The sequence below is a fragment of the Streptomyces sp. NPDC052496 genome (genome assembly GCF_040679095.1).
Classification (GTDB): Bacteria; Actinomycetota; Actinomycetes; order Streptomycetales; family Streptomycetaceae; genus Streptomyces.
Genome location: NZ_JBFAUH010000025.1, coordinates 98,480 through 113,294, shown reverse-complemented (window position 1 = coordinate 113,294; position 14,815 = coordinate 98,480). Strand labels below are relative to the sequence as shown.

The 14,815-nt window shown below is 72.3% G+C and carries 9 protein-coding genes; 1 reads left to right on the top strand and 8 read right to left on the bottom strand.

Translation table 11 applies throughout. The features are described from left to right. Positions 1–125: 125 nt before the first annotated feature. Entirely contained in the window at positions 126–2,246 is a 2,121-nt protein-coding gene (locus AB0L45_RS29690; protein ID WP_365845305.1) for a DNA topoisomerase IV subunit B, read from the bottom strand. 446 nt (positions 2,247–2,692) lie between these two features. On the opposite strand from AB0L45_RS29690, the gene AB0L45_RS29685 reads away from it, so the two are divergent. Further along, positions 2,693–2,923, top strand: a complete 231-nt coding sequence (locus tag AB0L45_RS29685) for a hypothetical protein (protein ID WP_003981845.1) — start codon at positions 2,693–2,695, stop codon at positions 2,921–2,923. Positions 2,924–3,141: 218 nt separating this feature from the next. On the opposite strand, the gene AB0L45_RS29680 is transcribed toward AB0L45_RS29685, so the two are convergent. The 7 genes from AB0L45_RS29680 to AB0L45_RS29650 form a co-directional block, all read right to left on the bottom strand. Continuing rightward, complete coding sequence (locus AB0L45_RS29680) at positions 3,142–3,954, bottom strand: serine protease (RefSeq protein WP_365845303.1); 813 nt, start codon at positions 3,952–3,954, stop codon at positions 3,142–3,144. Between the two features lie 151 nt (positions 3,955–4,105). Further along, positions 4,106–5,662, bottom strand: a complete 1,557-nt coding sequence (locus AB0L45_RS29675) for an RNA polymerase sigma factor (RefSeq protein ID WP_365845301.1) — start codon at positions 5,660–5,662, stop codon at positions 4,106–4,108. 579 nt (positions 5,663–6,241) lie between these two features. Beyond that, positions 6,242–7,195 (bottom strand): FCD domain-containing protein, encoded by a 954-nt coding sequence (locus AB0L45_RS29670; protein ID WP_365845299.1) that lies wholly within the window; start codon positions 7,193–7,195, stop codon positions 6,242–6,244. Positions 7,196–7,366: 171 nt separating this feature from the next. Then, positions 7,367–9,592 (bottom strand): ATP-binding cassette domain-containing protein, encoded by a 2,226-nt coding sequence (locus tag AB0L45_RS29665; protein ID WP_365845298.1) that lies wholly within the window; start codon positions 9,590–9,592, stop codon positions 7,367–7,369. A gap of 273 nt (positions 9,593–9,865) precedes the next feature. Then, positions 9,866–10,630, bottom strand: a complete 765-nt coding sequence (locus AB0L45_RS29660; protein WP_365845297.1) for an NUDIX domain-containing protein — start codon at positions 10,628–10,630, stop codon at positions 9,866–9,868. A gap of 48 nt (positions 10,631–10,678) precedes the next feature. Further along, the gene (locus tag AB0L45_RS29655; protein WP_365845296.1) at positions 10,679–12,661 is read right to left on the bottom strand and encodes a glycogen debranching N-terminal domain-containing protein; all 1,983 of its coding nucleotides are present in this window, start codon (positions 12,659–12,661) and stop codon (positions 10,679–10,681) included. A 215-nt stretch (positions 12,662–12,876) separates the two neighbouring features. After that, positions 12,877–14,430, bottom strand: a complete 1,554-nt coding sequence (locus AB0L45_RS29650; protein WP_365845294.1) for a DUF4192 domain-containing protein — start codon at positions 14,428–14,430, stop codon at positions 12,877–12,879. Between the last annotated feature and the right edge of the window lie 385 nt (positions 14,431–14,815).

Sequence of the window (14,815 nt, the reverse complement as noted above, 5' to 3'; positions counted from 1 at the left end):
CCACCGCCCGGATCGGCGTACGGGTGGGCTCCGGGTGGAAAGGCTACGGGCGCCTCTCCACCCGCGGGTGGAGAGGCGCCCGTACCAGCGCGCGCAGACGCTTCACGCGCCCCCGCAGCGATCCGTCAGGTGTCGATGCGCGAGAGGTCCAGCGTGGAGGCGGAGCTGGTGATGAACTCCCGGCGCGGCGCGACCTCGTTGCCCATGAGCAGGTCGAAGGCCTTTTCGGCGGCTTCGAGGTCGCTGATGTTGATGCGGCGCAGGGTGCGGTGGCGGGGGTCCATGGTGGTCTCGGCGAGCTGGTCGGCGTCCATCTCACCCAGGCCCTTGTAGCGCTGGATGCTGTCCTTGTAACGGATGTTCTTGCGCTGCAGTTCCAGCAGGGTCTGGCGCAGCTCGTTGTCGGAGTAGGTGTAGATGTACTTGTCCTGGCCCTTCTTGGGCTGGACGAGCTCGACGCGGTGCAGCGGCGGCACGGCGGAGAAGACCCGGCCCTGCTCGACCATGGGGCGCATGTAGCGCTGGAAGAGCGTCAGCAGCAGGCAGCGGATGTGCGCGCCGTCGACGTCGGCGTCCGCGAGGAAGATGACCTTGCCGTAGCGGGCCGCGTCGATGTCGAAGGTACGGCCGGAACCTGCTCCTATGACCTGGATGATCGCGCCGCACTCGGCGTTCTTGAGCATGTCCGAGACCGACGACTTCTGGACGTTGAGGATCTTGCCGCGGATCGGCAGCAGCGCCTGGAACTCGGAGTTGCGCGCCAGCTTGGCGGTGCCCAGCGCCGAGTCACCCTCGACGATGAACAGCTCACTGCGCTCGACGTCGTCGCTGCGGCAGTCGGCCAGCTTGGCGGGCAGCGAGGAGGACTCCAGGGCCGTCTTGCGGCGCTGGGCCTCCTTGTGCTGACGGGCGGCGATACGGGTGCGGGCCGCCGCCACGACCTTGTCCAAGACCGCCCGGGCCTGCTGCTTGGCGTCACGCTTGGTGGAGGTCAAGAACGCCTTGAGCTCCTTGGCGACGACCTGCGCGACGATGCGGGAGGCGGCCGAGGTGCCCAGCACCTCCTTGGTCTGCCCCTCGAACTGCGGCTCCGCCAGCCGCACGGTGACCACCGCGGTCAGGCCCTCCATGGCGTCGTCCTTGACCACGTCGTCCTCGGCGACCCGCAGCAGCTTGGCCGACCGCAGCACCTCGTTGACGGTCTTGGTCACCGACCGCTCGAATCCGGACACATGCGTGCCGCCCTTGGGGGTGGCGATGATGTTGACGAAGGAGCGCACCGTGCTGTCGTAGCCGGTGCCCCAGCGCAGCGCGACATCCACGCCCAGCTCCCGGGTCACCTCGGTGGGCGTCATGTGACCGCGCTCGTCCAGGACCGGCACGGTCTCCTTGAAGGTGCCCTGTCCGGACAGGCGCAGCACGTCACAGACCGCCTTGTCCTGCGCCAGATACTCGCAGAACTCGCTGATGCCGCCGTCGTAGCGGAAGGTCTCCTCGGTCGGGCCCTCGCTCTCGACGCCCCGCTCGTCCCGCACGACCAGGGTCAGCCCGGGCACCAGGAAGGCGGTCTGGCGGGCGCGGGCGTGCAGCGTCTCCAGGGACAGCTTGGCGTCCTTGAGGAAGATCTGCCGGTCCGCCCAGTAGCGCACCCGCGTACCGGTGCGGGTCTTGGGGATGCGCTTGCCCTTGAGCAGACCGTTGGCCGGGTCGAAGGGGGCGTCGGGGCCGGACTCGGTGAAGATGCCGGGCACGCCGCGGCGGAAACTGATCGAGTGGGTCTTGCTGTTGCGGTCCACCTCGACGTCCAGCCGGGCGGAGAGCGCGTTGACCACCGAGGCGCCGACGCCGTGCAGGCCACCGGAGGCCGCATACGAGCCGCCGCCGAACTTCCCGCCGGCGTGCAGCTTGGTCATCACGACCTCGACGCCGCTCAGGCCGGTCTTCGGCTCCACGTCGACCGGGATGCCGCGGCCGTTGTCCCTGACCTCCACCGACCCGTCGTCGTGGAGGATGACCTCGATATGATCGCAGTAGCCGCCCAGCGCCTCGTCGACGGAGTTGTCGATGATCTCCCAGAGGCAGTGCATCAGGCCACGGCTGTCCGTCGAGCCGATGTACATGCCCGGGCGCTTGCGGACGGCCTCCAGTCCCTCCAGGACGAGCAGATGCCGCGCGGTGTAGTTGGACCCGTCCCGGTCTGCCCCGGTCAGCACGGCGGTGGACGGCACGGACATCTCGGCGGTCACGCGGTTCGCTCCTCGCTGAATTACTGGTGGTCCGCATTCCGCGGACCCGGTCGTGGCGGTGTCGCCGGTGAGAGCGTACCGAGGCCCGGTAGAGCCGATGTGACGCCACCCGTGACGGTGGCCATGGTAGTAGACTTTCGTTCACGTGTTCGATACCTCGAAGGGGTGAGAGCGCAGTGCCGCGCACATCACGTTCCCTTCGAGGCATGAACCATTTAGGCTCCGGGCACGTCCTCTTGAACAACCGGCAAGCCAGCCGGGAGGACAAAACCCAGCAACCAACGTGAATCAGACCACCACGCAATACGGCTCATTCGCCGCCACCCGGCAACACCCGGCCCCCTTGGAAAAAAATTTTCAGGGAATAAGGCACGAGCGGGAACGTTTTCGGCCTGGTTGGATGTTGACCCTGGTACGACAGCTCGTCGAGCTAGAGAAGAGGCGACGTGACTACTGTTCTGACCCCCGCGAGCCCGCTGACGGCCGCTGACCGCTGCGACCGCTGCGGCGCCCAGGCATACCTGCGCGTCGTTCTGATGTCCGGCGGCGAACTGCTCTTCTGCGCCCACCACGGCCGCAAGTTCGAGCCAGAACTCAAGAAGATCGCCGCGGAAATACAGGACGAGACGGAGCGGCTGACCGCCTCTCCCGCGTCCGCGTCCGACGAGGAACGCTGACACATCGCATCCGACGACGAGCGAGTAGCGGCCTAGGGCCGTGCGGCGGGCGGTCCCCCGGCACCACCGGGGGGCCGCCCGCACTCGTCTGCTCCCACGACCGCGGCTCCCCGGACCACCGTCCAGTCACGGCTGCACCTTGAAGCGCCTCCCGTGGCACCCTGAGGCCCTGCCGGCGCATACTCCACTCCATGGCCCCTGCACCCGCTCCGCGGCCCTCAGCCGGCGCCGTGTGCGGTCACGTGCTTGATCATCGCTGAGATGCGCGTATAGACGCCCGGCTTCCCCACCTTCCCGCAGCCCGTCCCCCAGGACACCAGCCCCACCAGGCGGCCCCGCGCCACCAGCGGCCCGCCGCTGTCGCCCTGGCAGGCGTCCCGGCCGCCGGCCGACGTACCCGCGCACAGCATGGAACCGGACAGATACCGACCGTCCGCATTGCCCGGATACGCCCTGCTACAGGCTGCGTTCGAGAACATCTGGACCTGCGCCGAACGGAGCGTGGCCGAATACGAGCCGTTGCCCGTGGTGTCCCCCCAGCCGTACACATTCGCCTGCGTACCCGCCTTGTACGCCGGGTCGCCGGCCTTGGCCATCGCCAGTGCCCGCCCCTTCGGCAGCTGCTTGCCGAGGGTGAGGACCGCGATGTCTCCGGCGTTGCTGTAACTGTCGTACGACGGGTTCACCCAGACCCGCCGCGGCACCAGCTCTTCCCCGCCCCGGCCCCGCATGTCCTCGCGCCCCACGATGATCCGCAGGTCCTTGACCTGCTGCCACTCCACGCCCAGCACCGCGCGGCTCAGGCAGTGCGCCGCCGTGACCAGCGTCGCGCGGCCGACCAGCACCCCGCCGCAGAACTGCCCCGACCGGTCGGAGCCGAAGCGCGAACGGGAAGCGACGGCCACCATCCACGGGTTGTCGGAGACCTTCACCTGCCGGCCTCCCACCACCGACTCGTCCGCCCGCGCGGTGGCCGGTACGGCGAGAACCAGGGCGAGGGCCCCGAGGGCGGCCCGGACGTAGGCACGCATACACGCTCCTGACTGTGCGGAAGTGTTCGCACACCCAGGGTGAGACAGTTGGGCGCATCACGCACCCGGACACACCGCGGGCCCGGCCCCCACCGAGGGGGGCCGGGCCCGCAATGCACTCGTACGGCCGTCCGGAGCGACCGCTTCCGGATCAGTCCAGGTAGTCGCGCAGAACCTGCGAGCGCGACGGGTGGCGCAGCTTCGACATGGTCTTCGACTCGATCTGACGGATCCGCTCACGCGTGACGCCGTAGACCTTGCCGATCTCGTCCAGCGTCTTGGGCTGACCGTCGGTGAGGCCGAAGCGCATGGAGACCACGCCCGCCTCCCGCTCGCTGAGGGTGTCCAGGACGGAGTGCAGCTGCTCCTGCAGGAGCGTGAAGCTGACCGCGTCGGCCGGCACGACCGCCTCGGAGTCCTCGATCAGGTCACCGAACTCGCTGTCGCCGTCCTCGCCCAGCGGGGTGTGCAGCGAGATCGGCTCACGGCCGTACTTCTGGACCTCGATGACCTTCTCGGGGGTCATGTCCAGTTCCTTGGCCAGCTCCTCCGGGGTGGGCTCGCGGCCCAGGTCCTGGAGCATCTGACGCTGGACACGGGCCAGCTTGTTGATGACCTCGACCATGTGGACGGGGATACGGATCGTCCGGGCCTGGTCGGCCATGGCGCGGGTGATCGCCTGGCGGATCCACCACGTCGCGTACGTGGAGAACTTGTAACCCTTCGTGTAGTCGAACTTCTCGACCGCACGGATCAGACCGAGGTTGCCCTCCTGGATCAGGTCCAGGAAGAGCATGCCGCGGCCGGTGTAGCGCTTGGCCAGCGAGACCACCAGGCGGAGGTTGGCCTCCAGCAGGTGGTTCTTGGCGCGGCGGCCGTCCTCGGCGATGATCTCCAGCTCGCGCTTGAGCTTCGGCGCCAGCTTGTCGGAGTTGGCCAGCTTGTCCTCGGCGAACAGGCCCGCCTCGATGCGCTTGGCGAGTTCGACCTCCTGCTCGGCGTTGAGCAGCGGGACCTTGCCGATCTGCTTGAGGTAGTCCTTGACCGGGTCGGCGGTGGCGCCGGCCGCGGCGACCTGCTGCGCGGGGGCGTCGTCCTCGTCGTCGTCGGACAGGACGAACCCGGCGCTCTCGGCGCCCTCGGGCACCTCGGCCGCGGCCTCGCCCTTGCCGGCGGGCGCCGCCTCCTCGATCGGCTCGTCGTCGAGGAGCTCGTCGACGTCCTTCTTCGCGGCGGACTTCTTCGCCACGGTCTTCTTGGCGGTGGCCTTCTTCGCGACCGTCTTCTTGGCAGCGGCCTTCTTGGCGACCGTCTTCTTCTCAGGACCGCCCTCGGCCTCGCCGTACGACATCTCGCCCATCGGGGCGGCCGCGGTGGTGGCCTTCTTCGCCGTGGCCGTCTTGGCCGCGACGGTCTTGGTGGCGGTGCGCTTCGCCGGACTCTTCGCTGCGACGCTCTTGCGGGTGCGCTTGGGCGCCTCTGCGGCACTGACCATCAGCGTCACACCCTCCTCGTCGAGGATCTGGTTGAGGCTGCGCAGAACGTTCTTCCACTGGGTTGGCGGAATCTGGTCAGCCTCGAAGGCCCGACGCACGTCATCGCCGGCGATCTGCCCATCAGCCTTTCCCCGCTCGATGAGCGCCATCACTGACTCGGACTCGGCGATCTCCGGCGGGAGCGTACGGGATGTGCTGGCCGACACGAACAACCTCTCGGAACGATGGAAACGGCTTCCGACCCCGTCCACGGTGGATCGGAGCCGACGACCGTCGGCGGGGATGGACCGACGGCGCAGGGGAAGCCGGGGAGTTGAACAGCGCCGAAAACGCCGCTCGCATTCCCTCCTCGGCTATCACCTCTTAAGTCATCGCGCCTCCCCGGCGAGCGTTACGCCCAATCTGCGTGGCCCGAGTCACACCGCATAACCAGACATTCCCCCCTCTACGGTGCGCAATCCTCCCAAGCAAACGCCGGGCCCGGATCACGCTCCCGGGCCCGGCGGCCTGACGTACATCGGCTCGGGCGCGCCGCTCACGCGCGGCGGCGCACTGCCGCGGGCCCCGCGCCCACGCCCGTACGCTCCGGCGGCGTCCGCACGCCCTGTGCGCCCCCATGCACTCCGTGCGCCTGGCGTCCACCCCTCGCGCCCCGGGTGGCCCGCACCGTGTCCGACGCTCCGCCCCGTACGGCCGCGCCTCCCGTTCCGTACGGGCGCATGTCTCCCGGCCGGATCCTCCCGGCCGGTACGGGTCACCGGTGGGCTGGGATCTTCGGCGGCGCCGGCCCCTCAGTGCTCGCGGGGCGGCGGGACGGTGTGATCCCCGGCACCGCCGGCGCCCTGGCCGCCGGTCTCGCCGTGGGCGCTCAGCAGGGCACGCATCGCAGCCTCGGCGCCCGCCGCGTCGCCGGCGCCGATCGCGTCGACGATCCGCATGTGCTGGCCCACGGTCTTCTCCGCGGGGCGCTCACAGCCGCCGGACGGGCCGCCCGAGACGTGCAGGGCGGAGGAGACGATGCCGGAGAGGTGCTCCAGCATGCGGTTGCCGGCGAGCTGGAGCAGCAGGGTGTGGAACTCGGAGTCGGCTCGGCCGAAGGTCAGGGTGTCCCCCTGGGCGGCGGCGTGCCCCATGATCTCGACCATGTCGGCGAGACGCTGCTGGATGTCCTCGCGGCCGTGGCCGGCGGCGAGCCGGGCGGCCAGGGGTTCGATGGTCCAGCGCAGCTCGGACAGTTCCCGGCGCTGATCGTCGCGCTGTGGGCCGTACGCCCGCCACTCGATGATGTCGGGGTCGAGCAGGTTCCAGTCGCTGACCGGCCGTACTCGGGTGCCCACGTTCGGTCGGGCGCTGACCAGGCCCTTGGCCTCCAGGACACGCAGGGATTCGCGGACCACGGTGCGGGAGACCTCGAAGCGCTGGCCGATCTCCTCGGGCACCAGCGGACGGTCCGCCCCGAGGTCGCCGGAGACGATCATCTGGCCGAGCTGCTGGACGAGTTGGCCGTGCAGCCCGCGGCCGCGGTTGCCCGCCGCGCGGCGGCCGGCCCGGGCCATGTCCGCCTCGGGCCCGTCCCAGACGGGCGGCACGCGGTCGGCCCGCTCGGCGCCCGGAGCATGGGCGACACCGCCGGCGCCGGGTGCGCCCGCGGCGGCGTAGGGGTAGCGGTCAAGCTCGCCCGGACCGGCGAGGCCGGTGTCGGCGGGGCGAGCCGCGGTCATCATGGTGTGCGCAAGGGTACTCACGCATCATTTGTCGGCGACGCCCCCGGGCCCCTTGAGGTCTTTGGTGAAAAGCACACGAAAGGGTGATCGCCCATCATTCCCCAATTGACGCTTTATCGGAAAGAAAGGTGCTCCCCACGGGAGGGCTCATTCGCCGCCGCGCCAACTGCGCGCGAAAGCGGGCCGTGCGGGTCAGCGGGCCCGCTTCCGTAGGGCGGTGAGGGCATAGGCGAGGGCCAGCGCGGCGAGCGACAACGCCAGTGCGCAGCCCACGGGTTGGGCCACCAGCCGCAGTGCCGCCGCGACCGCCTGATCGAAGCCGGACGGCCACTGCACCAGCGCCACCGAACGCAGCCGCGCGGGAAGCCCGACCAGGGGCCGGGCGCCCGGAGCGGCCAACGCCCGCTGTACCAGGGGCAGCACGAGCACCGGAACGGCCAGGACCACGGCCAGCCCCGTCGCGGTGGACCGGAAGACACCCGCGGCCAGCACACCCGCCCACGAACAACCGACCACGAGGGCCGTCCAGCTGACGGTCAGCACCTTCAGGTCGCCCCCGGCCGGCAGGCCCGCCGCACCGAACAGGCCACCCACCGCCACGCTGTCGAGCAGCAGCGTACCGAGCGCGAGCAGCGCCGCCGCGGCACCGCTGACCAGCAGTTTGGCCACCAGCAGGTGGAGGCGGCGCGGCACGGTGCCCTGTTCGGGGGCGAGCGCCGGGTAGCGGAACTCCTGACCGAAGGAGAGCGCCCCGATCAGCCCGGCCGCGAGCGCGACCGGAGGGAACGGAAGTTGACGCGGCCAGCCGGTGAGCACATGCACCCGCGAGCTGTCGCCGGCCCGGGCCAGCACCAGGGCGAAGACCATGGCCACCGCCAGCGCGAGCACGAAGACGATCGGGCCGGTGGGGTCGGTCGTGGCCCGCCGGAACTCGTACAGCAACGGCCATTCCGGCCCCCGACCGGACAGCCGCAGCTTGACGAGCTTCCGGGCCGCGTCTTCCGGTGAGACCGGGGCGGGGCCAGGGGGGCCTGGGGGGAGGGAGGTGCGGAGGGGCTTCAGGGGTTTGTGGGTGGAGGGGGAGGTGGAGGCAGGGGACGGGTTGAGCTTTGGGGCGGGGGTCGGAGTCGGGGTGGGTGAGGGGAGCACGTACGCGGGAGGTGTTCCTGTGTGCGACTGGGCCGGGTCGGCTGGTGGCACGGGTCCGGTGGGCGGCGTGGGCCCGGTCGGTGGCGTAGGGCCGACGGACGGCGTCGGACCGACCGACGACGCGTGCTCGACGAGTTGGCCTGTCAGGACGTGCGGGGAGCGGACCGAGGTCGTTCGATCACCGTTCTCCGGGGCGGCGGAGGCGGTGACGTCGGTACCGGGGTCGGCAGACGCGCCCCTCGCTGTGTGGATCATGGCGGCCATCGAGGCGGCAGCCGTGTCCGAAGCCGACGTGGCGGGCTGCGCGGCCGTCGGCACGGTGCGGGCACGGGAACGGGTACGGCCGTCGGCACGGTCGAGCGCGGTGACCGGGCCGGTGTCCCCCACCTCGTCGGCGAGCCGGTGCACGAGAATGCCGTGCCGGAACGCCGTGTCCCCCACGGCCGCGCAACTGCTGCCGTAGACGGCGATACGGCTGCCACTCTCCCGTACGACTTCGACCGCGCGACCCGTGTGCGGGTCCGTTCCCGGGCGCACGCGCTGCGCCTCGTCGACGAGCAGGGACGCGAGCCGGTCGGCGTGCGGGGAGCGGACGACGACGCGCGGGCGCAGCCGGGTCCGGGCGAAGTCGGCGACGTTCTGGTCCGCGACCAGCCTGCCGCCCTCGACGGTGACCACCCGGTGGCCGAGCCGGGCAGCCGCCCGGGCGTCGCGGCAGGTGACCAGTACGGTGCCGCCCTGCGCCGCGTAGCCCTGCAGCAGCCCGTGCAGCCAGGCCGCCTCGCGCGGGGACACGTCCCGGGAGGGCTCGTCCAGGAGGAGGGTGTGCGGGTCGCCGAGGAGAGCGGCGGCCAGGCCGAGCCTGCGGTCCATGCCCCGCGAGAAGGCACCGAGCTTCTCGCCGGCCAGGCCGCTGAGGCCGACGACGTCCAGGACGTCGTCGGCGCGGGACGCCGGAACCCCCGCGGCGGCGCTGAGCATCCGCAGCTGTCCGCGCGCCGTACGGGCGGGATGCCCGGGGACGTCGCCGAAGACCACGCCGATCTCGCGGGCCGGGTTCGGCACGCGGTGCAGCGGGCGGCCACGGAAGAGCGCGACGCCGCGGCCGCTCTCCAGCTGGAGCATGAGGCGCAGAGCGGTGGTCTTGCCGGCCCCCTCGTCGCCGAGCAGGACGGTGATCCGGCCGGCGGGGGCCTCGAAACTCAGGTCGTCGACGGCGGGGCGCCGCCTCTCGCGGGAGCCGCCGGTCAGCCCGATGGCCTGGATCATCGCGCCCCCCACGGGGTGCGGGGCCTGGCGGTAGCGGTGCGGAGCAGGAGGTGGGGACTCACCCGGCCACGGTAACCCCGAGTGTCCGTTTTGCCGGTAATGCCCCGCAGTTGATGCCCACGCGTGTCACACCCCGCCACCAGCGACACCGGGGCGCCGGGCCACCCGCGCTCCGTACCACCGACCGGCCGTCGCCCATCACACCGCTACAGCACCCCGAACCGCCGGCAGCTCCCCGCGCCCCGGACGTGCCCAGGTCCGCCGACCCGCCGCTCAGACCTCCGGACGCAGCATCGGCGGATTGAGCAGGGTGGCGCCGCCGGCCCTGAACAGCTGGGCGGGGCGGCCCCCCTGACGGGTCGTCGTCCCGCCGGTGGGCACCAGGAAGCCCGGTGTGCCGGTGACCTTGCGGTGGAAGTTCCGGGGGTCCAGTGCCACACCCCACACCGCTTCGTAGACCCTGCGCAGCTCCCCGACGGTGAACTCCTGCGGGCAGAAAGCGGTGGCGAGCGAGGAGTACTCGATCTTCGAGCGGGCCCGCTCCACCCCGTCCGCGAGGATGCGGGCGTGGTCGAAGGCGAGCGGGGCGGACTGCTCCCCTTCGCGGCCGAGGCCGCCGTCCTGGTCCAGGAGCGTGTCGACGGGGGCCCAGCGCGCGCTGTGGGCGTCGCCACCCGCCGTCGGGGCGGGCAGGTCCGGCGCGAGCACCAGGTGGGCGACGCTGACCACCCGCATCCGGGGGTCACGCTTGGGGTCGCCGTAGGTGGCGAGCTGCTCCAGATGCGCGCCGTACGGCGGAGGCGGGCCCGCCGGGCAGTGGGCGTGCAGTCCGGTCTCCTCGGCCAGCTCCCGGGCGGCGGCCGCCTCCAGGTCCTCGTCGGCCCGTACGAACCCGCCCGGCAGGGCCCAGCGCCCTTGGAACGGCGGCTCGCCGCGGCGTACGGCGAGCGCGCACAGCGCGTGCCTGCGCACGGTGAGCACGACCAGGTCGACGGTAACGGCGAACGGGGGGAAGGCCGACGGGTCGTAGGGAGGCATGGCGCGATCATAGTCGTCCGCCTGACGATAATCAGGCCCTGACGCATCTCAGGCCCCCAGTTGCAAGCCATTCGCGGCCTCCTCGACCAGGCCGAGGCCGAGCCTGCTGATCCGTACGGCGAACGGCTGTCCGGCGACGCTGAGCCCCGTGAACTGCATGGCGCCGAGCGGCGCGCTGCCGACCGGGCGGACCGCCACGGTCCCCGCCGGGACGTCGGGGCGCACCCCGGCCAGGGCGGTCAGAGCGTGCACCGCGCCCGCGGCGGCCACGGCAGCCGGCCGGCAGGCCGCGGGGTGCGGCACGGGTGCGCCGTCACGGGTGCGCTGCTCGCCCGCGTACATCTCCGGGAGCCGGTAGGCGAAGCTCTGCGCGGCGTCGAGGAGCCCGCGGACCAGGGAGGCGGCCTCCTTCTCATGGCCCGCGGCGGCCAGGCCGGCGACGGCGACCGCCGTCTCGTGGACCCGTACGGCGCCGCTTCGGTGTCCGAAGGGGTTGTAACCGCCCTCCTTGACGCCCAGCCCCCGCAGACCCCAGCCCGAGTCCATGGCAGGGCTTCCCAGGAGGCGGGCCAGGCGCTCCGTGCGTGCCGGGTCGAGCAGACCGACAGCTGTGCGGCCGCCGCCGAGCAGTCCGGTGTCCAGGAGATGGACGGCCGCGGAACCGAAGTGCGGAAGCAGCCGGCCGCCCGGGGTGCGCAGGACGGCGGGGCTGCCGCCACTGCGGTTCTCCACCCAGAACTCCTCACGGAACCGTGCCCGCAGCCCGGCCGCCCACTCGCGCAGCGCCGGCGCTCCCGGTCTGCCGCAGCCGTCGAGGAGGTCGGCGCCGAGCAGCGCGGCGCGGTGTGCGTGGGCCTGGGTGGCGCAGCGGTACGGCCCTCCGGGTGCCGGATCGGGGACGTAGCCGCTGCCTCCGCCCAGGGCTCCGTCACCGGGCGCGTCTCCGTCGCTCACGGCCGTACGCAGCCATCTGAGGCAGCTCTCCGCTGCCGGGAGCAGTTGCTCGGTCTCACGGTCGGGCAGTCCCCAGCGGCGGGCCTCGGCGAGGACCGTGGGGAACAGCAGTGTCGCTTCGACGCCCGTGCAACTTGGGGGCGCGTACGGACCGGCGTCCCGGAGCGCACCCGGAATTCGACCGGAATCCGCCCCCGAACCGGTCAGTTGGACATGCGCCAGCGTGCGCAAGGTGGTGGCCGCGAGCCGGGTGCCCAGGGGCAGGAGCATCCGCGCGGCCCAGAGGGCCTCGGCCGGCGAAAGGCCGCAGCGCCAGGGCACGCCCCCCGCGACGTACGTGTCCGTAGGGGCGCCCGGGCCACGCATCAGCAGACCGTGGAGATCGTCGAGGCCGACGGCCAGCAGCGCTTCGGCCCGGGGGTCGTCGCACTGGAGCCGCGCCGCCGACCACGGGCGAGGCGGCTGCTCACCGCCCCGGGTGGCCGGGAGCGGCGGGCCCGGCCGGCCGGCGAACGCCCCCGACGTCGCATGTTCCAGCCGGACGCGCACCTCGATGGTGTGCTGGCCACCGGGCGGCAGGTCCAGCTCCCAGCACAGCAGACCGGCCGAGGCCATGACATCGGTGGGGGCCGGTGTCGCGGCGATCACCGCATGGGCTCCCCCGGCGGACCAGCGCAACCCCGACCCGTGCACACTGGCGGGCAGTTCGGGGCCGGCGACACCGACGGCGATCGCACCGAGATCGGCGAGGTCCGTGCCCAGCCGTAGTTCCACCGGCAGCCGTACCCGGCGCGGCGCGCTGCTGTGGAACGTGATCCGTTCGACGCCGTCGGCGGACCGCAGCCGTTCCACACGGATCTCGGGGTCCGGGCCGCGGTCGACGGCCGTACGGACCGTGCCGACGAACCGCGCCCGGTCCGACGCGACCAACCTGCCCTGCACGATGACGGGTTCGGCGCCGCCCGCGCTCAATTGGCAGCGGGACAGGACACGGCGTCCCGCGCGGTAGAAGCCGTCCGTCCCCCGTCCGGTGAGCTGGCCCTCTTCGGAGGAGATGGCGAGGGCCGGCAGCGCCACGCAGATCAAGGTCCCGTGGACAGGCTGCGGTTCCGGTGGCCGGGGCACCCCGGAACGGTGATCTCCGGATGCCCGGCGGGCCGGCTGAGCGGTGGGGACCATGCCTGACACTCTCTGCGCTCCCTGCTGGGGTCTGGGATCCATACGGACTGCGCCACAGAGGTGAACGCCAGGGCCGGCGCCCAGGTCACGCCGGCGCTCCCGCACCGGCGGGCTCACGGCCGGCTCCGGTCGCCGTTGCGGGCGGAACGCCGTCCGTCCCGGCCGGGGGTCGTACGCGAACCGGGGCGCGTACTGCCGCGCGGACCGCCCGGGCGGTCCGATCCACCGCAACGTCCGTTCCCACCGGGGCGCTCCGCCCTGCCGGGGCCGTCCGATGCGGCGGGTCGTGCCGGCTGACCGCCGCGGCGGGGGTCACCCGGCCGGGTGGCCTCGGGCGAGGAGCCGGGCACGGGCGCGGGGCCGTCCACAAGCACCGGTACGGAGTCACACCCGGACGCCAGTACGACGCCGCCTTCTCGTGCGCCACCGGCCCGTTCGTCCTGCTCCTCCCGCAGGCAGCGGCGCAGCGCTTCCGGGTCCAGTCCCTGGTTGATGCCGCTGTGCAGCAACTGGGCGAAGAGGCATTCGGGATCCAGGCTCAGCGCGCGGCCGAGCGCGATGCGGGCGGACGGCTGGTCGCCCGTCGCCCAGGCGACCCAGCCCGCCAGCGCGAGCGGTGCCACGGCGTACTCGGCGTATCCGCCGACGCAGCGGCGGGAGAGCGCCTGCCACAGGCGCAGCGAGGGTTCGGCGTCGGGCCCCTCCATCCACTCCGCGGCGCGGTCCCGGGCGACGCGGTCCTGGAGCCCGATGATGAGACGGGCGGCCTCGGCGTCGGTCAGGAGTGCGTCGTCGCAGGCGTCCCTGGCCCGCCGGCTGCCCTTGGGCGGGTCCTCGCGGAACCGGCGGACCAGTTCCCTCGCCCGGGCCAGGGTCTCCGCCCGCATGGGCGCCGCCGTCCCCTCCTGGATCATGCGCGGGACGAGTGCGTGGGCCTCGGCGTCCAGCGCGCTGGTCTGCCCCGCCGCGCGCGGTCCGGTCCACGCGGTCAGCCGGGATTCCAATTCACGCAGGGATCCGCGCACTTGGATGCCGGCGTAGGCAGCGGCGGCGGCCATCACCGACGTACCCGGCGGGGTGAGCGGCGTGCCCTCGGCGGGGCAGCAGCGGAAGTCGGGACAGCAGTAGGACCAGAAGCGGCCGTCGGAGATGCACAGCGCGTCGAGCACCGGGACGTCCAGCGCGCCACAGGCGATGCGCAGCCGCTGGGCGAGCGGGAGGAGGCGCTCCTTGACGTCCCGGCCGCTCTCGCCCGTCGCCGGTTCCTGGCAGAGGTAGACGATGATCCCTTCGGGGCGGGAACGGCGCTGCTCGCCGAGCGTCACGAGCGAACCGGCGAGCTGCTCGGACACGTACGCCCACTGGGACCGGTCGGGCGGGATGCCGAGGCGGGCCCGGCTGCCGAAACGCCCCCGCTCGCCGTGCAGGCCGACGAGGACGATGCTGTCGTCCGGGAAGAACCCGAGCAGGTACGGCAGCGCGTCGGCCAGCTCGGCCGGCCCGCGCAGGGTGACCTTGGGTCCTTCGGTGTCCTCGTCGCCGTCCCCGGTGGCTTTCGCCGGGGCTGCGATGGGGGGCGGGGTTGCGGGCGGGGGCGGGGCGGTGGGCGGGGTCGGGGCTGCGGCTGCGGTCGGGGCCGGGGCCGGAGCGGGTGGCGTGGGCGGCATGGGCGGGCGGGTTCGGTCGATCTTGGTGGGCTGGTCGAGCCGTGCGGGTCGGTCGAGCCTCCCGGGACGGCTCGGCAGGTCGGGCTGGTCACCCGGTCGTACCTGGTCGCTCCGCTCCGGCCGGCCGTCTCGTCCCGGTCGACCACTCCTTTCCGGTCGACCACTCCTTTCCGGCTGACCGGGCTGTTCCGGCCGATCGGACCGACCGAGTCGATCGGAGTGACCGAGTCGATCGGACCGATCGGATCGACCGGATCGCTGAGGCTGTTCGGGCTGGCTGGGCATTTCGCTGTGCTGGTTCATGGCTCGAAGATCCCGCGGATCGCCGTGCCGCCGCGACCCCTGTGGATAACTCACGGGTGACGGAAGTTGTCCACAGGATCGG

Coding starts and splice junctions, on each gene's coding strand:
- AB0L45_RS29660 (WP_365845297.1), bottom strand. CDS start 10,630: ATGCCTCCCTACGACCCGTCGGCCTTCCCCCCGTTCGCCGTTACCGTC.
- AB0L45_RS29680 (WP_365845303.1), bottom strand. CDS start 3,954: ATGCGTGCCTACGTCCGGGCCGCCCTCGGGGCCCTCGCCCTGGTTCTC.
- AB0L45_RS29665 (WP_365845298.1), bottom strand. CDS start 9,592: ATGATCCAGGCCATCGGGCTGACCGGCGGCTCCCGCGAGAGGCGGCGC.
- AB0L45_RS29650 (WP_365845294.1), bottom strand. CDS start 14,430: ATGCCGCCCACGCCACCCGCTCCGGCCCCGGCCCCGACCGCAGCCGCA.